Consider the following 22,286-nt stretch of genomic DNA (forward strand, 5'->3'; position numbering starts at 1 on the left):
GGCTCCTTATTTGAGGCTGATGGTGGTGTTGACCTTGCCCACCGAGGCCGCATCCGTGAACCAGCGCTGGGTGATGGTTTGCGTCTGCGTGTAGAACAGCACGACCTGCTTGCCGAACGGACCCAGATCGCCCAGTTTCGAGCCGCGCGAACCCGTGAAGCTGAACAGCGGGACGGGCACGGGAATGGGCACGTTGATGCCGACCTGGCCCACGTCGATTTCTTCCTGGAAATAGCGTGCGGCCGCGCCGCTTTGCGTGAACAGCGCCGTGCCGTTGCCGTTCGGATTCGCGTTCACCAGGGCGATGGCTTCGTCCAGGGTATCGACTTCGACGACGATCAAGACGGGGCCAAAGATTTCCTGGTCATACACGACCATGCCGGGTTTCACGCCGGACAAGATCGTCGGACCGACGAAGTTGCCGTTCGGATAGCCATCGACCTTGACGTCGCGGCCATCCAGGGTCAGCACGGCGCCCTGCTCGATGCCCTTGGCGACCAGGCTGAAGACGCGCTCTTTCGCCGCACAGGAAATGACAGGACCCAGGTCGGGATTGTCCTTGCCCGCGCCGACCGTCAGGGTCTGCGCCTTGGCGGCCAGTTCCGGCAGCCACTCGCGCGCCTCGCCCACCAGCACGGCCACCGATGCGGCCATGCAGCGCTGGCCGGCCGCGCCGAAGCCCGCACCCAGCAACTGGTTCAGGGTCTGTTCTTTATTGGCGTCTGGCAAGACGACGGCATGGTTCTTGGCGCCCATCATGCATTGCGCGCGCTTGCCGTTCAGGCTGGCACGTTGATACACATGCGTGCCCACCTTGCTGGAACCGACAAACGAGATGGCCTTGATGTCCGGGTGGTCGCACAGGGCATTGACCACGTCTTCGCCGCCGTGAATGACGTTCAGCACGCCAGCAGGAATGCCTGCCTGCAAGGCCAGGCGCACGAGCTTCTCCGTCACGAGCGGATCTTGCTCCGATGGTTTCAGCACGAAGGTATTGCCGCAGGCAATTGCCATCGGGAACATCCACAGGGGGATCATGGCGGGGAAGTTGAATGGAGTAATGCCGGCGCACACGCCCAACGGCTGCATCACGCTGTAGGTATCGACGCCGCCGGCCACATTTTGCGCATATTCGCCCATCTGCAGGGTGCCGATGTTGGCGGCGTGCTCCACCACTTCCAGGCCGCGGAAGACGTCGCCTTCCGCGTCGAGCAGGGTCTTGCCCTGTTCCATGGTGAGCGTGGCGGCCAGATCGGCCATATTTTCGCGGATCAGCTGCTGCAATTTCAGGAAAATGCGTGCGCGCGCGCCGATGGGCGTCTTGCGCCAGGTCTTGAAGGCGCGCTGGGCGGAGGCGATGGCGGCATTGACTTCGTCCGGCGTGGCGAACGGCACACGCGCCAATACTTCCTGCGTGGCAGGGTTGACGACATCGCGCCAGACGGTGGTTTGGGATTCAACCCACTCGCCATTGATCAGCAGTGGAACAGTCGGAACATTAATAGTAGCAGCGTTTTGCGTGGTCACTCGGTGTCTCCTGGTGTGGGTAGTGGTCTGTTTGCATTATTCGCACAATCTCCGCCGCAAACAAGGCGTGAAAATGCGAGATAATGCAAAGCTGAATCTGTTAATCTGCAAATATTGTAAATTTGCAGATTCCACAAACTGGGGAAGAGGAAACGCGATGGCGAAGGTTTTCATGGGCGTGCGCCTGCAGCGCCTGCGCGAGGAACGGCGCATGACGCAGGTGGCGCTGGCCAAGGCCCTGGGCATCTCGCCCAGCTACCTGAACCAGATGGAGCGCAACCAGCGTCCGCTGACGGTGCCGATTCTGTTGCGCATCGGCACAGTGCTGGGAGTGGATCCCCAAATTTTCTCCGAACACGACAGCGCCAGCCTGGTGGCCGACGTGCGCGACGTGTTCGGCGAATTGCCCGACGCGCCGCCCACCTCGATGGCCGAGCTCAAGATGCTGGTGGAAAACATGCCGGAACTGGCGCGCTCCATCCTGCTGCTGCAGCGGCGTTACCGGGTGATGGCGGAGCGGGCCGATACCCTGGCCGCGCGCCTCGATGACGGCAGCCGCGGCGCCAGCTCGGCCGCGCCCTCCACGGACGAGGAAGTGCGCGAATACCTGAACCGGCGGCAAAACTATATCGATGAACTGGACCGGGCCGCAGAGCTCGTGGCCGGTGAATTCGATCCCGCCCTGCGTACGCTCGACGCGCTGCAAAGCCGCTTGCTGGCGCGCCACGGCATCCAGGTGCAACTGTCCGATGGCGACGCGGGCATGGTGCGCAAGCACCGCTTTGACGCCCAGCAACACATCCTGTGGCTGCCCGACACCCTGACGGGCGGTCAGCGCGCCTTCCAGATGGCGGCGCAAATCAGCCTGCTCGAGCACAGCGACCTGATCGACGCCCTGGTGCTGGCGGCGGGACTCTCCGGCGCGGCCGCGCAAACGAGCGCGCGCCTGGCGTTTTCCAATTATTTCGCGGGCGCCCTGTTGATGCCGTATCAACGCTTCCTGCAGGCGGCGGAAACGCGCGCCTACGATATCGAGCGCCTGGCGCACCAGTTCGGCGTGGGTTTCGAAGCCGTGTGCCACCGCCTGAGCACCATGCAGCGCCCCGAGGCTGCGGGATTGCCATTTTTCTTTGTACGCGTCGACCGCGCGGGCAATGTCTCAAAGCGCCAGTCGGCCACGGACTTTCACTTTTCAAGGGTGGGCGGCACCTGCCCCCTGTGGATCGTGTACGACGCCTTCAGCCATCCGGGCCAGGTGCTGACGCAAGTGGCCAGCATGCCAGACGGCTGCACCTATCTGTGGATCGCGCGCCAGGTCAGCACGGCCTCGCCCGGCTTCCGGGCGCCCGGCAAGACCTTTGCCGTGGCGCTGGGCTGCGACATCTCGCAGGCGCACCGGCTGATTTACTCAAAGGGACTCGATTTGCATGATCCCAGCAGCGCCACGCCCATCGGCACGGGTTGCAAGGTGTGCGAGCGGCAGGCGTGTCCGCAGCGGGCGTTTCCTTCTCTGCTACTGCCGCCGCCCGTCTCGGCTTAGGACGCGTCGGCGATCCTGGCACGCAGCGCATCGAACTCGCGCGTAAACTCCACGCGCCAATCGCGCCGCGTGGACTCGGCTATCCAGGCCGCATCGAGGCCATTCAACATGAAGCCGCGCATGTCGTCCAGGCCGAAACCGAATTCGCGCATCATCATCCAGGCGCCTGTCGGCGTCACGTGGTGCAGGGTCGGGTCGTCCGTGTTCGGATGCAGTTTCAAGCCCAGCTTGGCCATGGCGCGGATCGGGTGATCGAGGGCCCAGCGTTCGGGCGCCAGGGTGCGCAGATAATACGAATTGGTCGGCACCACGGTAAACACCAGTCCCCGCTCCACGCAGCGCTGCGCCAGTTGAGGATTATCGACGATCGTGTAGCCATGGTCGACGCGGTCCACCTGCAATTCGTCAATCGCCGTCGCCACGTTCATCCACGGCATGCCGAATTCACCCGCGTGCGCCGTGCACTTGAAACCTGCCTCACGGGCGGCGCGGTAGGCTTCGATGAAGAGTTCCGGCGGACGGTCGTTTTCGCGGTAGTCGATGCCGATGCCGATCACTTCCGGCGCGCGGTGCGCCTTCATCCATTCCACCATCTGCACGGCTTCCGCGGGAGCGGCTTCGCGGTCGATGCTGGGGATCAGGCGGCCGATCACGCCAAAGTCGCGCTGCGCGTCGCGGATGGCGGCCACGATGGCGTCTTGCGCCGCGTCATAGCGGATGCCCGAGACGCGCACGGTGCCGGTCGGGTTCCAGAAGAACTCCGCATAGCGCACGCCGTGGCCATGCACGTCTTCCAGGTATTCGTAGGCGAGGCAGTACAGGTCAGTCGGCGAGACGATCAGGTGCGCATCGAGCGCGCGCAGCACGCGCAGCACGCCGACGGGCTTGTCGCCGCGCGTATAGAACGCGTCGATTTCCTCGGGAGTGACGACATTGCCCGTCTTGGCCGCCAGCGCACGGAAAGTTGCCTGGCGCACCGTGCCAAACAGGTGGCAATGCAGCTCCACTTTCGGCATGGAGCGTAAAAACTGTTCGATGCTCAGGGGGGAATTAGACATGAAGCTCGTTTCGTAGTGAAGTGGGTCAGACCAGAATGGCGGCCAGGCGGCGCATCAGGCGCTCGATGGCGGCCGGGCCATCGGCCAGCATCGCCACCTGCGTGTTGATGGCGGCGCGGCGCGGTACGCGGAATTCGCACACCGTCATGCCACGCGTCAGTTCGCCCGTCAATTCGATGGCCACGTGGGCCGGCTGGAACTGGAACAGCTGCGGCGCTTCCAGGTACAGGGCCACCACCGGGTCGTACATGGGCATGGGCACGGAACCGTCGCTGCTGCGGATGCGCACATACGCTTCCAGGTAGCCGGCCAGACGCTGCGCGCGCGGCGTGCCGATGGCGCGCAGGCGTTCCACTTCCGCATTCGTCACCAGCAATTGGCGGCACAGGTTCAAACCGAACATGCGCAGCGCAATGCCGGACTTGAAGACCTGGGCGGCCGCTTCCGGGTCGGCGTAGATATTGAATTCGGCCGCCGCCGTGTGGTTGCCCTGGTCGGTCGAGCCGCCCATCAGGATGATTTCGACGATCTTGCCGGCGATATCGGGGGCACGGGTCAGTGCGGTCGCCAGGTTGGTCATCGGCGCGATGGCCATGATGGTGATCTGGCCAGCGTGGGCGCGCACGGCGGCGATCAGCGCGTCGACGGCATGGCCTGCCGCGTCGCTGGCGGCGCCAGGCGGCAAAATTTCGCCTGTCGTCGGCATGCCGCTGTCGCCGAGGATGCGTTGCGCCGTCTCGATGACGCCGGCCAGCGGTTCTTCGCAACCCCGATAAATGGGCACCGTCAAGCCATCATGGGCCTTGATGCGCAAGGCGTTGTCGTAGGTGATATCGACAGGCGCATTGCCCGCCACCACGCTCACGCCCAGCCACTCGATGTCGGGATTGCTATCCAGCAGCAACATCGTCAGCCAGTCGTCGAAACCGGGATCGGTATCGAGCCAGATTTTTTTCAAGGTTTTGTCCATGATGCTCTCACGTTAAAACATCAAGCAGCCAAACACAGGGCGCTGTCGGATGGCAGCACGAAGGACACGGCCGAGCCTTCGCGCCAGGCGGCGCCACCGGCCGCGCAAATGCCCTTGACCTGGCCCAGCGGCGTTTGCAGCAGGTATTCGACGGTGTCGCCCAGGAAGCCCCGTGCCAGCACGCTGCCCGGGTATTGGCCAGCTGCGTCGTCCGGCGCGCAGACGCGCACCTTGTCCGGACGCCAGCCCAGCAGCGTGGTGCCGGCAGCGACGGGGGACGTGTACGGCAGGCTGGCGCCCGCGTGGTGCAGCGCGCCTTCGCGGTAATCGAACAGGTTCTCGAAGCCCATGAAGTTGGCGACAAAACGCGTCGACGGCGTATTGAAGACGGCTTCCGGCGCGGCCAATTGCTCGATGCGGCCGCCGTTCATGACGACGATACGGTCGGACAAAGCCAGCGCTTCTTCCTGGTCATGCGTCACGTACAGCATGGTGATGCCCAGTTCGCGCTGGATGCGGCGCAGCTCGGCGCGCATCTGCACGCGCAGCTTGGCATCCAGGTTCGACAGCGGTTCGTCCAGCAGCAGCAGGGCCGGTTCGACGACGATGGCGCGCGCCAGCGCCACGCGTTGCTGCTGGCCACCCGACATCTGGGCCGGCAAGCGCGTCTCGAACCCCGTCAGTCCCACGGCCGCGATCACGGCTTCCACCTTGGTTTTCAACAGGGCCGGCGCGACCTTGCGCAGGCGCAGGCCGAAGGCGATGTTGTCGTACACGTTCAGGTGCGGGAACAGCGCATACGACTGGAACACCATGCCGATATTGCGCTTGTTCGGCGCCAGCTTGCCGATTTCGCGGCCGTCGAGCACGATGCGGCCCGACTGCAGCGGCATCAGGCCGGCGATCGCGCGCATGGTGGTGGTCTTGCCGCAGCCGCTGGGGCCCAGCAGGGAAATCAGTTCGCCCTGCTCGACGTGCAAGTCCAGGTCTTTCACGGACGTCGTATTCTTGGCGTAGCCGAGGTTCAGCTTGTGCAATTCCAGATAACTCATCGTATGTTGCCTCTTACATGTATTTAGAAATGCCCAGCACCTTCTCGGTCACCATCACGAAGGCCATGGTGAACAAGACCAGCAAGGTCGACAGGGCAGCGATCGACGGATCGAAACTGTTTTCCATATGCCCCAGCATCTCGATGGGCAAGGTGCTGATGCCCGGTCCCGTCAGGAACAGCGACACGGGCACCTGGTTGAACGAGGTGACGAAGGCGAGGAAGAAGGCGGCGATCACGGCGTTGCGGATATTCGGCAGCACGATCATGAAGAATGCGCGCAGGCGCGACGCGCCCAGCGTGATGGCGGCATCCTCGATATCCACGCGCAAATTCACCAGGCTGGCGTACACCACGCGCACCGAGTACGGGATCAGCAGCGCGATATGGCCGATCAACAGGCCCACGTACACGGGCGCGTTGATGGTCAGGACCAGGTGGTGCAGCAAGCCCAGGCCGACCAGGATGGCGGGAATGATCAGCGGCGACGTCAGGATCTGGCGGATAACGCCGATGCCGGGCGGCGGCATGCGCGAAAACGCGTACGCGACGGGAATGCCCAGCAACAGCGCGATGACGGTGGCGATCAGGCCGATCTCCAGGCTGGTCTGGAAGGCGCGGCGGAACTCGGGTGCCGCCCATACTTCGAGGATCCAGCGCAGCGAGTACGACTCGGGCGGGAACGCCAGGGTTTCGCCGCCGCTAAAACCGGCCAGCACGACGATGGCGAAAGGCCCCAGCAGGAACAGGAATACCAGCCATAAAACGGCACGTGAAAACAGGCTTTCTTTCATACGGAGCTCCGGCTCGAGGAAATACGTTTAAGGCCGGCGTTGACCAGCAGGGTCATGCAGACGAGGATGACGGCGATGACATTGGCCGCGCCAAAATCGCTCTCCACGCTGACCTTCTGGTACAGCAGGGTTTCCAGCATCAGCACCTTGGTGCCACCCAAGAGGGCCGGCGTCACATAGGCCGTCACGCAACCCGTAAACACCAGCGTGCCGCCGACCACCAGGCCTTCCTGCGTCAGCGGCAGGGTGACCTTGCAAAACACTTGCCATGGATTGGCGCCCAGGGTGGCGGCGGCCGGTTCCACGTCGCGCGGCAGGTTTTCCAGCGCGCCCGCCAGCGACATCAGCATCAGCGGCAGCAGCAATTGCAGCAGGCCGACAAACACGGCGAACTCGCTGAACAGCAGGCGCAGCGGCTCGTCCGTGAAACCCATGTTGACCAGCGCCGCGTTGAGGGCACCATTGCGGCCCAGCAACACGATCCAGGCGTAGGTACGCGCAATCGGCGAGACCATCAGCGGCAAGATCATCATGCCCACCACCAGCCCGCGCCACTTTGGCGACACGCGCGCCACGGCTTGCGCGGCCGGGTAGCCGAGAATGATGGCCGCCAGAGTCACCAGTGCGGCGATGCGCAGGGTGCGCCAAAAGATGGTGCGGTTGAATTCCTGCGAGAAGAATTCAATGAAACGGTCGACGCCCCACTGCATGCCGTCGCCGACGCGGAAGGCGTCGACCAGCAAGGCCAGCACGGGCAGCAGGAAGCAGACGACGATAAAGATCAGCGCCGGCAGGACCAGCAGCAGTCCCAGGCGCTTTTTTGGATCAGCAAACATGGTGTTTTCTCCTCGTCACCACTATTTGCTCATGGCCTTGTTCCACTGCGTCATCCAGTTACTGCGCTGCTTGAGGATGGTTTCCGGCTTGACGAACTTGAGCGAACTGATCTGGTCCGCGCCATAGGTATTGAATTGCGCGGCTGCCACCGACAGGCGCACATCCTTGTTGACGGGCGAGTCGACCAGGTTGGTCGCCAGTTGCGTCTGCACTTCCTTGGACAGCCAGAAATCCATCAGCTGGTACGCCAGGTCCGCATTCTTCGAACCGGCAACGATGCCCATCACGTTCATGCCGGCCGCCTGGCCTTCGGCCGGGATGCTCCACTTCAGTGGCAGGCCCGTCTTGAGCATTTGCGACCACGTAAAACGCGCCACGGGCGCGGCCCAGATTTCATCTTGCGCGAACAGGGCAGCCAGCTGCGCGCTGTTTTTCGAGAACGTGACGACGTTGCCCTTCATGCCGACGATCTTGGCAAAGCCGGTGGCATAGTCGTCCGTCTTGCCGCCCCAGGCCGCATCGGCCATGCGCAACATCAGCGGGCCCTGCGTGGTACTCACGTCGGGGAAGGCCACGCGGCCTTTCAGTTCGGGGCGCCACAGGTCCTTCCAGGACGTCAGCGGGGCAATCTTGTCGCTGCGGTACACCAGGCCCACCGAATACAGGGTGTAGCCGACGGCGTAGTTGCCGCCGATGGGGTTTTTCGCCACGTCGTACAGGGCCTTGTAATTGCTCAGCCTGGAGTAATCCATGGGCTGGATCACGCCCTTTTGCGCCGCTTCCAGCATGCCGGAATCGGACAGCAGCACCAAGTCGATCACCGGGTTCTTGCTGTGCACCACCAGCTTGGCGATGCGGTCCGCGTTATTCCCCGTTTCCACCTTGATATCGCAAGCGCATTTGGCCTTGAACGGCTCGTACACATACTTCATGAACAAGGGCTGGGCAATCGGATAGGCCGAAATGACCAGCTCGCGTTTTTCCGCGTGGGCGGCGTTGGCCAGCAAGCCTAGGCTCAACGCCAACATGAGGTGCTTTTTCAAGATGCTTCCTTTCAGGGGGCGGCGCTGCAGGACAGCGCCTGTAAAGATGAATCAGACTCAGAAATAATGTCGCATGCCGACGATCAGCACGCTTTGCGTCTTGCCGCCCGAGGCGCCAAAGCCGAACACGCGGGCGAACGTCGCATCGCCGGCCGCTTTCTGGTAGCTCCAGGTGATGGCGACATCGGTGCGCTTGGACAGGAAGTAATCGGCCTGGAAGTTGACCTGATGCCATTTCGGCGTCTTGTTGATCACGTCATATTTTCCGATAGTAAAGAAATACGACGCGCCCAGGTTCAGCGCTTCCGTCAGCTTGTGGTTCACGTTCAGATCCACGTTTTGCAAGGTCAGACTGCTTTGATCCAGATAGTGGTAGCGCACGTTGGTGTACAGCGCACCAAACTTGGTCCTGCCCACATTATAAAAGCCTCCCGTGCCGGCAATGGCCTGGCTGTTCACGCCAGCGCCCTTGACGGCGCTTTTGTTGAAGATCAACAAGGAACTGTTGTAGTCGTTGCCGATGGCGCCATTCGGCGCGTCCGGGCTGTTCGGGTGGTCCATCTTGGTATAGGCGACGGCCCAGCTGAAGGCATCGACTTTGTAGCCGGCACCCATGCTGTAGACGCGGTTGCGGTTGGAGTCTTGCGGATTCTCGCTGAAACCGTACAAGCCCGTGAATGACAGATTGCTGATGTTCGGGCTGACGTACTTGACGGCATTTTGCACGCGCAAGTTGTTGTAGCCATTGTCATTATCGCCGATATGCACGCCGTTACTGGCGATGACCACCGGACCCAGCAGGTCCTTCACGGCTTCATACTGGCGGCCCAGGGTCAGGGTGCCCTTGTCATTGCTGGACAAACCCACGTACGACTGGCGGCCGAACAGGCGGCCGCTTTGCGCGGCCGTGCCCGTCATGACGTTAAAACCGTTTTCCAGCACGAAGATGGCCTTGGTGCCGTCGCCCAAGTCTTCCTGGCCGCGGAAACCGATGCGGGGATTCTGATTCGTGCCGCTCAGCGCATGCGTGCGGCTGCCGTTACCTTCATCTGACACATAGCCGATACCGGCCGACAGCAAGCCATACACTTGCACGCTGCTTTGCGCCTGCGCGGCGCCCTGCGCCGCCAGCAAGCCACCCACTACCATCGTTCCCGTCATCCATTTGTTCATCGCCGCCACCCTAAAAAGAATAAACCCTGAGTTTTTTTGGAATTATTTTATTGATGCGTCCCTTGCATGGCGCGCAGCCGCGACTGGCGACGCCGCATTCCAGGCTCTTCTCCTGAATATTATTGCTTTCAAGGCAAGTAAAGACCAGTCCAGAATATGGTAAATTGCGGGATAAGAAAATTTGTTTATTTTTATAAATCCATTACTTTTTCTAATAAGCAACGTCCATGCATGAACTGAGCAAGAAGATTTCCTTACGACATTTACAAGCGTTTTCCACCTTAGCCCGGGTAAACAGCTTCAGCAAGGCTGCACAGGAATTGTGCGTGACCCAGCCGGCGCTCAGCGCGTCGATCAAGCTGCTGGAAAATCAGCTGGGGAAAAAGTTGTTTAACCGCACAACCCACCAGCTGGAATTGACGCGCGAAGGCAAGCTGGCGCTCGATTACGCCACGCATTTATTGAATACGGCAAGCAATACCTTTGCCGATATCCAGCGCGCCATCGGCAGCGGCCGGCACCGCATCCGCATCGGCGCGATCCCGTCGGCCATGGCGATGACGGCCGTCGTGGTGGCGCGCTACAGCGAGCAACATGGCGATGAAGTGGAAATCGTCCTGTCCGACATGCCCAACGATGGCTTGCTGCACGCCCTGCATTCAGGCCAGCTGGACTTTTGCGTGGGCATCGAAGTGCCAGGTTCCGTGTCGCTGGAAAGCGTGGGCCTGTTCGAAGACGAGCTGGTGCTGGTGACGGCCGGACGCCATGCGCTGGCGCCGCTGAAAGAAGTGCGCTGGGAGCAACTGGCGGGGCAGGAAATCGTCGTGTTTACCAAGGGCAGCATCTGGGAGTTCGCCTCGAGCGCGCTGCGCCAGCATGGCTTGAGCCCGTCGAGCCTGTACCAGATGATACACAGCGAGTCACTGTATGGCGTGGTGCGCGCCGGCATCGCAGTGGGCATCATGCCCAGCCTGTACACGACTTTCCTCAACGACGAGGATCTGCACGTGGCACCGCTGCGCCAGCCCACCTGCAAGCGCAAGATCGCCTTGATGCGGCGCAATGAAATCAGCCGCAACCACCATGTGGACGACTGCTTTTCAGCCCTGAGACAGGATCTGCAGCAGGTCGACCAATGGTTTTAAGTTAAGCCGGGGCCTTCAACAAGTTCGACAAGGCAACATACTGCTCCAGGCCCACGGTTTCCGGCCGCTTGGTCGGGTCGATGCCGGCCGCCTTGATCTGCTCTTCGGTAAACATGCCGGCCAGGCAGTTGCGAATCACCTTGCGGCGCTGCGAGAAGGCCTTCATGACCACCGCTTCCAGGGTAGCCTGGTCGCAGGCCAGGCGCTCGGCCACGGGGATCATGCGCACGATGGCCGATTCCACTTTCGGCGGCGGATCAAACGCCGTCGGCGGCACGATGAACAGCAGCGACATGGTATAGCGCCATTGCAGCATCACGGACAGGCGGCCATACGCTTTGCTGCCCGGCTCGGCCACCATGCGTTCGACGACTTCCTTTTGCAGCATGAAATGCTGGTCTTTCACCAGTGGCGCGAAGTCCGCCAGGTGGAACAGCAGGGGGCTCGAAATGTTGTACGGCAAGTTGCCCACGATGCGCAACTTCTGGCCGGCCGGCACGGGAATTTGCGCAAAATCAAACTTCAGCGCGTCGCCCGAGTGGATTGTCAATTTGGCAGGATTGAAAGTCTTTTCCAGGCGCACGATCAGGTCGCGGTCCAGTTCAACCACATGCATCTGCTTCAGGTGGCGCAGCAACTGCTCCGTCATGGCGCCCAGGCCGGGGCCGATCTCGACCATGGCATCGTCCGCCTGCGGCGCGATGGCGGCCGTGATGTCGTCCAGGACGAAGCGGTCATGCAGGAAGTTCTGGCCAAAGCGTTTGCGGGCAACGTGTTTCATATTCTGTTTTCTATTCTAGAGGCGGTGTAGCGGGGTAAAACCGGTGGGTATCAGGCGCGGCTGCTGGCGCGCAGCATGTCGAGCGCCGTTTGCAGGGCCTGCTCCATGCTGTGGCAATCGGCCAGCCCCAGCCCTTGCGCGGCCAGGTCCAGCGCCGTGCCGTGGTCGACCGAGGTGCGTATCAGCGGCAAGCCCAAGGTGATATTGATGCCGCGCCCGAAGGTGGCATACTTCAGCACGGGCAATCCCTGGTCGTGGTACATGGCCAGCACGCAATCGGCGTCGGCCAGATACTTGTGCTGGAACAAGGTGTCGGCCGGGTACGGCCCGCGCGCATCGATGCCGCGCGCTTGCGCCGCGGCGATCGCCGGGGTGATGACATCGATTTCCTCGCGCCCCAGGTAGCCGCCCTCGCCCGCATGCGGGTTCAGGCCGGTCACCAGGATGCGCGGCGCGGCGATGCCGAATTTCTGTTGCAAATCAAGCTGGAGAATATCCAGGGTGACGGCCAGACTGTCCATGCTGATGGCAGCGGACACGTCCTTCAATGGCAAGTGCGTGGTGGCCAGCGCCACGCGCAGGGTCGGTTCGCCTTGGCCGGGTTCGCCGGCCAGCATCATCACCACCTGCGGTGTATTGGTTTTTTCTGCCAGGTATTCCGTATGGCCGGAAAAGGCCACGCCGGCGTCGTTGATCGTGCTCTTTTGCAAGGGCGCCGTGACCATGGCGCCAAACCAGCCGGCCTGGACACCTTCCACGGCCGCGTCCAGGGTAGCGAGCACGGAGCGCCCGTTTTCCTTGTCGAGTACGCCAGGAATGACATTATTGACAGTCGGAATATCGATCACGGCCAGGCGGCCGGGGCCGAACTGGGGCAGGCCGCTGTTGCGCACGGCTTGCAGCGATAGCGCCGCCAGGCGGATGTCCGGGTCGATCAGGCTGGCCGTCAGCGCCAGGAAGGCGGCGTCGCCCAGCAGGATGCAGTTGACTTCATGCCGCATGGCCCAGGCGGCGCGGATCGAAATTTCCGGGCCGACACCGGCCGGTTCGCCACAGGTAATGGCGATGGCCGGGCGGCGTGATACAGGCAAGTTACTCATGCACAAATAGTCGGCAGCATTACTGGTCGTCCGCGCGGAATTCGACGTAGGCACGGTCGCGTACTTCGCGCGCCCAGTTTTCCGTCGCTTCTTCCAGCTTGCGTTCGCGCAAGGCGTTGCGCGCGGCGCTGCGCTGCTTCTCTTTCGAGACGTCGTCGCTCTTGCGTTCCAGCACTTCGATCAGGTGGAAGCCAAAGCTCGATTCGATCGGCTCGCTCACTTCGCCCGGTTTCAGCGCATTCATCGCCGTTTCAAATTCCGGTACGGTGTCGCCCGGATACAGCCAGCCCAGGTCGCCGCCCTTGGCCGCCGAACCGTCGTTCGAGAACAAACGGGCCAGGTCTTCGAACTTGGCGGCCTTGTTATCGAGACGCTCTTTTAATTCCGACAATTTGCGCTTGGCTTCGGCCGCCGACAAGGTCGGCGTAATTTTCAGCAAGATATGGCGGGCATGCGTTTGCTGCACAGCAGCGACGGCTTGCGCTTCGGCCGCGCTGCGGCGGTCCACCAGCTTCAGGATGTGGAAACCGGTGTTGCTCTTGATGATGGGCGTGATCTGGCCCGGCTTCAATTTCACCAACTGTTCCGTGAACAGGGGCGGCAAACGGTCGCTATGGCGCCAGCCGATATCGCCGCCGCTCAGTGCATCGCTGGCGTCGGAATAGGTGGCAGCCATCTTGGCGAAATCAGCGCCCGTGCGCAGCTGGCGGCTGACTTCTTCGGCGCGCGCGCGGCGTGCGGCGATCTGTTCAGGGCTGGAGTTTTCCGGAATGCGCACGAGAATCTGCGCCAGGTTCAGCTCGACTTGCTCGCTGGCCGCCGCTTTTTCCGCTTCCAGGAAGTTATCCACTTCGGAATCGGAAATCTGGATCTTGGCGTCGACTTCATGCTCGCGCAGGCGCTGCATGATGATTTCATCGCGGATTTCTTCGCGGAAGGTCGCAAACGGCGTGCCTTCTTTTTCCATCTGGTTGCGCAGCTCTTGCACCGTCATTTTTTGCTGTTCAGCAATACGGCCAATCGCGCGGTCCAGGGTCAGGTCATCCACGCGCACGCCCATTTCCTTGGCCAGCTGCATCTGTGCGCGTTCAACAATCATGCGCTCCAGCAATTGACGACGCAGGTCGGCAGGATCGGGCAAAGGCACGTTCTGCGCCTTCATGCGCTGCTCCACGCTCTTGATGCGGGCCGCCACTTCATTGCGCGTAATCACATCGTCATTGACGACGACGGCGATGGAGTCGATGGTCTGGCCACTGCTCGAGGCCGGCGGCGTGAAGCCCTTGACCGGTGCGGGTGCAGCGGCAGCGGGCTTGGCCGCAGGCGCTGGCGCAGCCTGTTGCGCCCAGACACTACTGGTCGTGGCGCCGGAAATGGCGCACAACAAAACCGTTGCAATTTTGAGTTGGTGCATACTGGCATTACGCATAATGTGTAGAGCGCTCATGAGTTCAGGTGAATAAAAAAACCGGTTGTGCCAGCGCCGGGAACACCGGCGGCGGCAACGGTGCCTATCTTAACGGAGTGGCTGGCTCAGTGCCTGGTAGCCAGGGATGGTTTTGGTAAATGTTTCCAGCCCATTCGCGCCCAGCCCCAGGCCATTCGACAGCCCAGTCAATTCCAGCTGGAAGAAAATCGGTGTCGAGACAGTCTTGTTCGTCGTCACGAAACGCTGCGCCCCCATGCGGAACACCCAGCAGTCGCCTTTGTATTCCAGGCCGACCAGGCTTTCCAGCATGCTGCGATCCTTCACGGAGTAACTGATGCGTCCCACGCCATACAGGCGGTCCGTCAACGGCCATTGGGTCGACACTTCAACATTGCGCCAACCAGCATCTCCACGCTGGAAACGATTGCCAAAATTCAATACTTTCTTGGCACCGGGCTGATATTGCAAGGTGTAGTTGTAGTTCATCAGCTGGCGGTCGCTGGGATTGTACTGCACCAGGCTGTCGACGGTCCAAGTCTCGGACACGCGGCCCGTTGCTGCCAGCAGGATATCCGAACGCGACTGGTTGACAGGCGTGCTCGAATCGAGTTGCACGCGCTGGTCGGCAAAGTAGAAACGCTGGCCGAAGGTCAGGCGCATGCGTTCCGTGCCATCGGACTGCAGGAAACGCGATACCAGGGCGGCCGTGACCTGGTTGGCATCGCCGATGCGGTCGCTGCCGACAAAACGGTTTTCCGTGAAGATCTGTGTCAGGTTGAACGTGCCGGCGGCCGTATCGAATTTCGGAAACTGCGACTGGTCGCGGTACGGCGTGTAGACATAGAACAGGCGCGGCTCCAGGGTTTGCGTGCCGCCCTTGGCGCCAAACAGATTCGTGTCGCGTTCAAACACCAGGCCGCTGTCGACCGAGAAAGTCGGCACGGCGCGCGTAAACGAGGTATCCGGAAACTGCGCCTTGGTCCTGGCGTCGTTATCAAGCTGATACGCGCTGGCATTGAGCGTCAGCTTGGGCGTGACGAAGTAGCCAGGACGCACAATGGGGAAACTCACCTGCGGCACGGCCACGAGGCGCGACCCTTGCACCTCGGTCGGGTGGGCGAAGCGCGTCGCTTCCGCGTCGAAGGTCCAGTCGAAGCCGCCCCAGACGTCGTATTTGCCAGCGTGGAAGTTCACCGCCGGCAAGCGGTCATACGGGCGCGGTACTGTCACCGTGGGATCGGGATCCTGCAGCACCTGGTAATTCTGCACGCGCGCCGTCAGACTCCAGTCCTCGGTGCGGTAATCGGTGCGCAATTCGCGCAGCAACTGGCGCTCGGTGGCGGTGGCGACGGTTTTCGAAAAATCGTTCGGGTAATTATTGTCGGACGCCTCGCGCAGATCCCAGCTGTAACTCCAGTCCTTGGCCAGCGCCTGCTCGTGCTTGGACTTGATCATGTAGCGGTTGGTCTTGGTCTGCTTGTCGTTAGGCAAGAACTCAAACGACGTTTCGCCCTGGTACAGGCCGGCATCCGTCTCGCCCATGTAGCGACCCGTCGCACCGAGCTGGATGCCGCGCCGCTGTATGTAGCGCGGGAACAGTGTCAAGTCGCGGTTCGGCGCGATGTTCACGTAATACGGCATCAGCAGCTCGAAACCGTTCTTTGAGGCAAAGCCCGGCGTGGGCGCCAGCCAGCCCGAGCGGCGCGCGCCCGACAGCGAAAACGAGATGCCCGGCGTGCCCAGGATCGGCACGTCCTTGAAATAGATGATGGTCTTGCTACCGGTGCCCACGTCGCGGCCCGTATCGAGGTTCAAGGTACTCGATTTCAGGTACCAGTCCGGATTCGGTCCTTCGCAGGTACTGTACGTGCCGTCGATGACAGTGGCTTCGTCGGGGTTGATGAAGTCGACGCGCTCGGCCTTGCCCCGGCCGCCGCCCACTTCGAAGCGATACGTCGGGTTGAGCAGGAAACCCTTGCCGGTTTCCATGTTCAGCTTCAAGACGTCACCCGTGTAGTAATCGCCGAAACGCCACATCTTGATATGGCCCTCGGCGTCGAACTGATCTTCAACTTGTTTGTAACAAGCTGTATCGGCCGTCATTTTTGTGGTTTTCCCGCGCTCAATCACGACATTTTGATCGAGATTGATCTTCCTTTCGGGCCGTCCGTTCATGCTGTTTGCCGTCATGACGGTGGGCGCGTCGGGATCTTCCACATGAACCGGACGCGGTGCTTTCTGGGCGTGGACAGGCACCGTCGTGGCGGCAACGAGCGCGCTGATGGCGAAAGCCCAGCGCTGCGAAGGGGGGGAGGCCGAAAACCAGCTCATGAATTGGAAGGGGCAAGCACCATTGAGAGGCGATTTTTTAATTTGAATCCCTTATTATATGGGAATCTGCATCATCAACCCGATTCCACAGGCCGCTTAATGTCATTCTCTTCCAATTCCTCCACCGCGCCGGCCCCGGCCGACGCTCGCCTGCCCCTGTTGAAAGCCTGGTTGACCTCGCTTAACCTCGTCGCGCCCGATTCCGCCCGCCCCGCTTCCAGCGATGCCAGCTTCCGCCGCTACTACCGTCTCGATATGCTGCCAGGCAATACAACATTGCCAGGGAGTACACTGATTGCCATGGATGCGCCGCCTGAGCGCGAAAACGTGCCCGCCTTTGTCAAGGTGGCCGGCTTGCTGAAAGGCGCGGGCGTGTCCGTGCCCGAGATCATCGCGCAGGACCTGGACAACGGCTTCCTGCTGCTCTCCGACCTGGGCACGACCACGTATCTTGACGCCCTGAACCACGACAACGCCAGTGTGCTGTACGCCGAAGCGCTCGAATCGCTGATGAAAATCCAGCTGGCCAGCCAGCCCGACGTGCTACCCGAATTCGACCGCGCCTTCATCCTGCGCGAAATGAATCTGTTCCCGGAATGGTTTATTGGCAAGCATCTGGGTGCCACCTTGACGGATGTGCAACAAACCCAGCTGGACAAGGTCTTCGAAGCCATCACGGCGAATATCTTATCGCAGCAGCAAGTTTTCATGCACCGTGACTACCATTCGCGCAATTTGATGCACATCAACGATGGTTCGATTCCGAATCCCGGCATCCTCGACTTCCAGGACGCCGTCTTCGGTCCCGTCACCTACGACATCGCTTCGCTGCTGCGCGACGCGTATATTCAATGGGATGAAGAACTGGTGCTCGACTGGGTGATCCGCTACTGGCAGCGCGCCAAGCAACTGGGCTTGCCAGTCAATCCCGACATCGACGCCTTCTACCGCGATTTCGAATTCACGGCCCTGCAGCGCCACCTGAAAATTCTCGGCCTGTTCGCGCGCCTGAATTACCGCGATGGCAAGGATCTGTACATGGGCGACCTGTCAACCGTGCTCGACTATGTGCGCAAGACGGCCAACCGCTATACAGAACTCAAGCCGCTGGTGCGTCTGCTCGATGCGCTGGAAAATAAAACGCCGCAAGTCGGCTATACCTTTTAATCAGCGCACCTGACCCGTCCGCAGCGGGGCCATGGCCCCGCCTTTCACTTATTGCACAGAAAACGAGTTCCACCATGAAAGCCATGATCTTTGCCGCAGGCCGCGGTGAACGGATGCGTCCGCTTACCGATACCTGTCCCAAACCGCTGCTGAAAGTGCGCGGCCGTCCACTGATCGTCTGGCATGTGCTGAACCTGGTGCGCGCCGGCATCACGGACATCGTCATCAACCATTCCCACCTGGGCCAGCAGATCGAGGAAACCCTGGGCGATGGCAGCGCGTATGGCGCGCGCATCGCGTATTCGCCCGAGACCACGCCGCTGGAAACGGCGGGCGGCATCGCCCAGGCACGCCACTTGCTGGGCGAGGAACCATTTCTCGCCATTTCCGGCGACATCTATTGCCCGTATTTCGACTTCAGGCAGGTACTCGACGTGCTGGCCGACAAGGACGTGCTGGGCACGCCGTATCCGGCCGACCAGCGCGACATCGCCTGGGCTTACCTGGCGCCCAATCCCGAATTCCATCCAAAAGGCGACTTCGGCCTGACCTTGTTCGCGATCAACAATACGGACGAAACCAAGTGGACTTTCGCCAATATCGGCGTGTACCGTCCCGAGATGTTCGACGGCATCGCGCCCGGCAGCCACGCCAAACTGGGCGATTTACTGCGCCAGTACGCAGACCAGGGCCGCGTGGGCGGCGAAGTCTATCCGGGCGAGTGGACGAATGTAGGCACGCCGGCGCAGCTCGACGCGCTCAATGGCGTGACAGCCAAGGCCAGCACAACATGATGGCCAATTACGCGGCACGGCGCGCGGCGCTGCTGGCGCAGATGCTGCCGGGCAGCGTGGCCATCCTCGCCACGGCGCCCGAAGTGCCGCGCAACAGCGATTGCGATTATCCGTATCGCCACGACAGCTATTTTTACTACCTCAGTGGTTTCACGGAACCCGACAGCGCCGTGGCCCTGGTGGCCGCCAGCGCCACGGCGCCCGCGCGCGCCATCCTGTTTTGCCGCGCCAAGAACACGGAGCGCGAAATCTGGGACGGTTTCCGCCATGGCCCCGAGGCGGCGCGCGCCACGTTCGGCTTTGACAGCGCCTTCCCCATCGAGGAACTTGACGTGGAAATGACGCGCCTGCTGGCCGATGTCCCCGCCATTTACTATGCGCTGGGCGGCAGCCTCGATGCGCAAGTGAAGGTCTGGCTGCACAATGTGCGGCAAAAGGCCCGCAGCGGCGTCACGGCCCCCGCGAGCGCGCACGACATCAACGGCATGCTCGACGCCATGCGCCTGCTGAAAGACCCGCAAGAACAAGACCTGATGCGCCGTGCGGCCGCCATTTCCAGCGCGGCCCACGTGCGCGCCATGCGCGCCACGCGGCCCGGCATGCACGAATACGCGCTGGAAGCGGAACTGCTGTACGAATTTCGCCGCAGCGGTGCGCAGTTTCCCGCGTATTCCTCCATCGTGGCCAGTGGCGACAACGCCTGCATCCTGCATTACAGCGCCAACAACGCCGCCCTGCAAGACGGCCAGCTGGTGCTGATCGACGCCGGCTGCGAACTCGATGGCTACGCCTCCGACATTACACGCACCTGGCCCGTCAACGGCCGCTTCAGCGGCCCGCAGCGGGCGCTGTATGAACTGGTGCTGGCGGCGCAGCAGGCGGCGCTGGACATGGTGCGCCCCGGCTTGCCGCACAGCGCCATCCACGAGGCGGCCGTGCAGGTGCTGGCGCAGGGCATGCTGGATTTGAACTTGCTGGAGCGGCAAAAAAGCGGCAGCGTGCAGGACGTCATCGCCGACAAGGCGTATATGCCCTTCTACATGCACGGCACCAGCCACTGGCTGGGCATGGACGTGCACGACGTGGGCGCCTACCGCGACACCGCCGTACCCGGCAAGCCATGGCGCGCTTTGGCACCGGGCATGGTGCTGACGGTGGAACCGGGCATTTATGTGCGCCCCGGCGCGGGCGTGCCGGAGCAGTTCTGGCATACCGGCATCCGCATCGAAGACGATGTGCTGGTCACGCCGCAAGGCCATGAAGTCTTCAGCACGGCGCCCAAAAGCGTCGCTGAAATCGAACAACTGATGTCACAGGATTAACGCCGCCGCATGCATACACCGTCCACTTTCGATCTCGCCATCTGTGGCGCCGGCCCCGTCGGCATGGCGCTGGCCGCCCTGCTGGTGCAGCGGGGCACACGTGCCGCCGGCATCGCCCTGCTCGACGCCAAATCCATAGAACAAGCCAGGCGCGACCCGCGCACCATCGCCCTGTCGCACGGCAGCCGCCAGATTCTCGAGGAAGCGGGCGCCTGGCCCGTGGCAGCGACACCAATTCATCAGATTCACGTCTCGCGCCGCGGCCACTTCGGGCGCAGCCTGATGGACCGCAGCGAACATGGCGTCGAGGCGCTCGGCTATGTGGCGCGTTACGGCGCCGTCGTCAGCGCGCTGGCCGACGTGTGCGAGCGCCTGGGCGTGGCCAGCTTGCGCCCGGCGCTGGTCACCGGCAGTGCGGAGGACGCCGATGGCGTCAGCGTGCAGATCGAACAGGCCGGCGCCGCGTCGAGCTTGCGCGCCAGCCTGCTGGTGCAGGCCGAGGGCGGCCTGTTCGGCCAGCAGCCAGAGCGTGCCGTCAGCCGCGATTATGCTCAAAGCGCCATCATTGCCCATGTGCGCAGCAGCACCCCCATCGCCCATCGCGCGTATGAGCGCTTCACCGACGAAGGCCCGCTGGCCCTGCTGCCGCAGGACGACGGCTACGCGCTGGTGTGGTGCGTGCCGCCGATGCGCGCCGAACAGTTGCTGGCCCTGGACGACGCAGCCTTCCTGGCGCGCCTGGGCGCCGCCTTCGGCAGCCGCCTGGGACGTTTTACCCACACGACGGCGCGCCTGGCCTATCCGCTGGGCCTGAACGCACAGGCGGGCGGCACGGCGCGCACGGTCGCCATCGGCAATGCGGCGCAAACCCTGCACCCGGTGGCAGGGCAAGGCCTGAACCTGGGTTTGCGCGATGCCGCCGTGCTGGCCCGCGTACTGGCGCAGGACTGCAGCCCCGCAGCGCTGGAACGCTACGCCAGCCTGCGCCAGGCAGACCGGGGGCTGACCGTGCGCGTCACCGACACCATGGCGCGCATTTTCACGGGTAGCGCTCCCACGCAAGGCTTGCTGGGCCTGTCGCTGGGTCTGCTGGACGCCTTCCGCCCGGCGCGCAAAAGCCTGGCGGAATTGATGATGTACGGCCGCCGCTAAGCCCGATGCAGGCAGGCACGGGCGAAAAAGAAACAGGGAGCATATCCGGCATGGAGTAAATCGCCCGCGGATGCGACAATGGCTGTCACCTGGCTTTCGGCGACCGTTCCATGACAGATGCTTTGCCCGCAGCACCGCCTGCCGCTCTTCCCGCAGTACTTTTTTCCCGCCTGCTGGAAGATGCCCTCGACGCCGTCATCATCATCGACGAGCAGTGCCGCATCCGCTATATCAATGGCGCCATGCAGGCGCTGTCGGGCTATGCCAGCGGGGAATTGCTGGGCCAGACCCTGAACGGCCTGTTGCCCGATGCCGTCGGCGCGCAGCACGACAATCACGTGATCAATTACATCCGCAGCTCGCGCACCTCCAGCGTGCTGGGCAAGATACGCGAATTCGCCATCCGCCACCGCGACACGCAGATGATCCCCATCGAAATGAAGGCGCTGGACCTGGGTGTGGTCGACGGCATGCGCTATTTCGGCGCCTTCTTGCTCGACGTGCGCGAACGGCGCGAACTGGCGGCAAAAAACGCCAGTCTGCTGGCGCAACTGGAACAGCAGGCGCTGCACGATGCGCTGACGTCGCTGCCAAACCGGCGCGCCTATGAAGCCCAGGCCGAGCAAGCCATGGCGCGCGCGGCGCGCAGCGGCGCCGCCCTGACCGTGGGCGTGGCCGACCTCGACCATTTCAAGAAGATCAACGACCGCTATGGCCATGCGGTGGGCGACGCCGTGCTGCGCACGGTGGCGCAGGCGCTGCGCGACACGGGACGCATCACCGACGTGGCAGCGCGTCTCGGCGGCGAAGAATTCGGCCTGCTGTTCCCCGACGCCAGCCTGCAGCAGGCGCACCAGGTGGCCGAACGCATCCGCGCAGCGGTGGCCGCCGCCATCACCCCCTTGCCCGATGGCCGCCAGTTGCAGGTGACCATCAGCATCGGCGTGGCCCCATTGATGACCGGCGCCAGCCTGGACGCGGCCATGTCGGATGCCGACAAGGCCCTGTATGTCGCCAAGCATCAGGGGCGCAACCAGGTCGTCGCGGCAGCGGCCGACCAATAAAAACGGCC

General features: G+C 62.4%; 19 protein-coding genes. 7 read left to right on the forward strand and 12 right to left on the reverse strand.

Going from position 1 to position 22,286, the window contains the following annotated elements:
* Nucleotides 1–6 precede the first annotated feature (6 nt).
* A complete protein-coding gene (locus ACQ4WP_RS11830) occupies nt 7–1,527 on the reverse strand; it encodes a CoA-acylating methylmalonate-semialdehyde dehydrogenase (RefSeq protein WP_436520768.1) in 1,521 nt (506 codons plus the stop codon).
* Between the two features lie 157 nt (nt 1,528–1,684).
* Between ACQ4WP_RS11830 and ACQ4WP_RS11835 the strand changes: the two genes are divergently transcribed.
* On the forward strand, nt 1,685–3,067 hold the full coding sequence (locus ACQ4WP_RS11835; RefSeq protein WP_436520770.1) for a short-chain fatty acyl-CoA regulator family protein: 1,383 nt from the start codon (nt 1,685–1,687) through the stop codon (nt 3,065–3,067).
* Here ACQ4WP_RS11835 and ACQ4WP_RS11840 read toward each other — a convergent pair.
* Genes ACQ4WP_RS11840 through ACQ4WP_RS11870 form a run of 7 tightly spaced genes read right to left on the reverse strand, consistent with a single transcriptional unit; the run spans nt 3,064 to nt 9,993 of the window.
* Nucleotides 3,064–4,125, reverse strand: coding sequence for an adenosine deaminase family protein (locus tag ACQ4WP_RS11840; RefSeq protein WP_436520772.1), 1,062 nt, complete (start codon nt 4,123–4,125; stop codon nt 3,064–3,066). The two genes, ACQ4WP_RS11835 and ACQ4WP_RS11840, sit on opposite strands and share 4 nt — an antisense overlap.
* Nucleotides 4,126–4,150: 25 nt before the next feature.
* Nucleotides 4,151–5,095 carry a nucleoside hydrolase gene (locus ACQ4WP_RS11845; protein WP_436520774.1) on the reverse strand — a complete coding sequence of 315 codons (945 nt, stop codon included), beginning with the start codon at nt 5,093–5,095 and terminating at the stop codon, nt 4,151–4,153.
* A gap of 20 nt (nt 5,096–5,115) precedes the next feature.
* On the reverse strand, nt 5,116–6,147 hold the full coding sequence (locus tag ACQ4WP_RS11850; protein WP_436520776.1) for an ABC transporter ATP-binding protein: 1,032 nt from the start codon (nt 6,145–6,147) through the stop codon (nt 5,116–5,118).
* A 13-nt stretch (nt 6,148–6,160) separates the two neighbouring features.
* Complete coding sequence (locus tag ACQ4WP_RS11855) at nt 6,161–6,940, reverse strand: ABC transporter permease (RefSeq protein WP_071075235.1); 780 nt, start codon at nt 6,938–6,940, stop codon at nt 6,161–6,163.
* Entirely contained in the window at nt 6,937–7,776 is an 840-nt protein-coding gene (locus ACQ4WP_RS11860) for an ABC transporter permease (protein ID WP_071075234.1), read from the reverse strand. The genes ACQ4WP_RS11855 and ACQ4WP_RS11860 overlap by 4 nt, the downstream gene beginning before the upstream one ends.
* Before the next feature lie 21 nt (nt 7,777–7,797).
* The gene (locus ACQ4WP_RS11865; RefSeq protein WP_436520779.1) at nt 7,798–8,820 is read right to left on the reverse strand and encodes an ABC transporter substrate-binding protein; all 1,023 of its coding nucleotides are present in this window, start codon (nt 8,818–8,820) and stop codon (nt 7,798–7,800) included.
* A gap of 57 nt (nt 8,821–8,877) precedes the next feature.
* Nucleotides 8,878–9,993, reverse strand: coding sequence for a porin (locus tag ACQ4WP_RS11870; protein ID WP_436520781.1), 1,116 nt, complete (start codon nt 9,991–9,993; stop codon nt 8,878–8,880).
* A gap of 227 nt (nt 9,994–10,220) precedes the next feature.
* Between ACQ4WP_RS11870 and ACQ4WP_RS11875 the strand changes: the two genes are divergently transcribed.
* A complete protein-coding gene (locus ACQ4WP_RS11875) occupies nt 10,221–11,138 on the forward strand; it encodes a LysR family transcriptional regulator (protein WP_436520783.1) in 918 nt (305 codons plus the stop codon).
* Between the two features lies 1 nt (nt 11,139).
* Here the strand turns inward: ACQ4WP_RS11875 and rsmA are convergent, their stop codons facing one another.
* The 4 genes from rsmA to ACQ4WP_RS11895 form a co-directional block, all read right to left on the reverse strand.
* Complete coding sequence (gene rsmA, locus ACQ4WP_RS11880; protein WP_436520785.1) at nt 11,140–11,919, reverse strand: 16S rRNA (adenine(1518)-N(6)/adenine(1519)-N(6))-dimethyltransferase RsmA; 780 nt, start codon at nt 11,917–11,919, stop codon at nt 11,140–11,142.
* A 50-nt stretch (nt 11,920–11,969) separates the two neighbouring features.
* The gene (gene pdxA / locus ACQ4WP_RS11885) at nt 11,970–13,019 is read right to left on the reverse strand and encodes a 4-hydroxythreonine-4-phosphate dehydrogenase PdxA (protein WP_436520787.1); all 1,050 of its coding nucleotides are present in this window, start codon (nt 13,017–13,019) and stop codon (nt 11,970–11,972) included.
* A gap of 19 nt (nt 13,020–13,038) precedes the next feature.
* A complete protein-coding gene (locus ACQ4WP_RS11890; RefSeq protein ID WP_436520789.1) occupies nt 13,039–14,433 on the reverse strand; it encodes a peptidylprolyl isomerase in 1,395 nt (464 codons plus the stop codon).
* A 102-nt stretch (nt 14,434–14,535) separates the two neighbouring features.
* Nucleotides 14,536–16,779 (reverse strand): LPS-assembly protein LptD, encoded by a 2,244-nt coding sequence (locus tag ACQ4WP_RS11895; RefSeq protein ID WP_436520791.1) that lies wholly within the window; start codon nt 16,777–16,779, stop codon nt 14,536–14,538.
* A gap of 99 nt (nt 16,780–16,878) precedes the next feature.
* Here ACQ4WP_RS11895 and ACQ4WP_RS11900 point away from each other — a divergent pair, with 99 nt between their 5' ends.
* The 5 genes from ACQ4WP_RS11900 to ACQ4WP_RS11920 all read left to right on the forward strand — a co-directional run bounded on the left by ACQ4WP_RS11900 (nt 16,879) and on the right by ACQ4WP_RS11920 (nt 22,278).
* Nucleotides 16,879–17,946, forward strand: coding sequence for an aminoglycoside phosphotransferase family protein (locus tag ACQ4WP_RS11900; RefSeq protein WP_436520793.1), 1,068 nt, complete (start codon nt 16,879–16,881; stop codon nt 17,944–17,946).
* Nucleotides 17,947–18,020: 74 nt separating this feature from the next.
* Complete coding sequence (gene murU, locus ACQ4WP_RS11905; RefSeq protein WP_436520795.1) at nt 18,021–18,740, forward strand: N-acetylmuramate alpha-1-phosphate uridylyltransferase MurU; 720 nt, start codon at nt 18,021–18,023, stop codon at nt 18,738–18,740.
* Entirely contained in the window at nt 18,740–20,062 is a 1,323-nt protein-coding gene (pepP, locus tag ACQ4WP_RS11910; protein WP_436520954.1) for a Xaa-Pro aminopeptidase, read from the forward strand. The genes murU and pepP overlap by 1 nt, the downstream gene beginning before the upstream one ends.
* Before the next feature lie 9 nt (nt 20,063–20,071).
* Nucleotides 20,072–21,214 carry a UbiH/UbiF/VisC/COQ6 family ubiquinone biosynthesis hydroxylase gene (locus ACQ4WP_RS11915; RefSeq protein WP_436520797.1) on the forward strand — a complete coding sequence of 381 codons (1,143 nt, stop codon included), beginning with the start codon at nt 20,072–20,074 and terminating at the stop codon, nt 21,212–21,214.
* Between the two features lie 110 nt (nt 21,215–21,324).
* Nucleotides 21,325–22,278, forward strand: coding sequence for a GGDEF domain-containing protein (locus tag ACQ4WP_RS11920; protein ID WP_436520799.1), 954 nt, complete (start codon nt 21,325–21,327; stop codon nt 22,276–22,278).
* The last annotated feature ends 8 nt before the right edge of the window (nt 22,279–22,286 follow it).

Source organism: Janthinobacterium lyxosi (genome assembly GCF_051380665.1).
GTDB lineage: Bacteria > Pseudomonadota > Gammaproteobacteria > Burkholderiales > Burkholderiaceae_D > Janthinobacterium.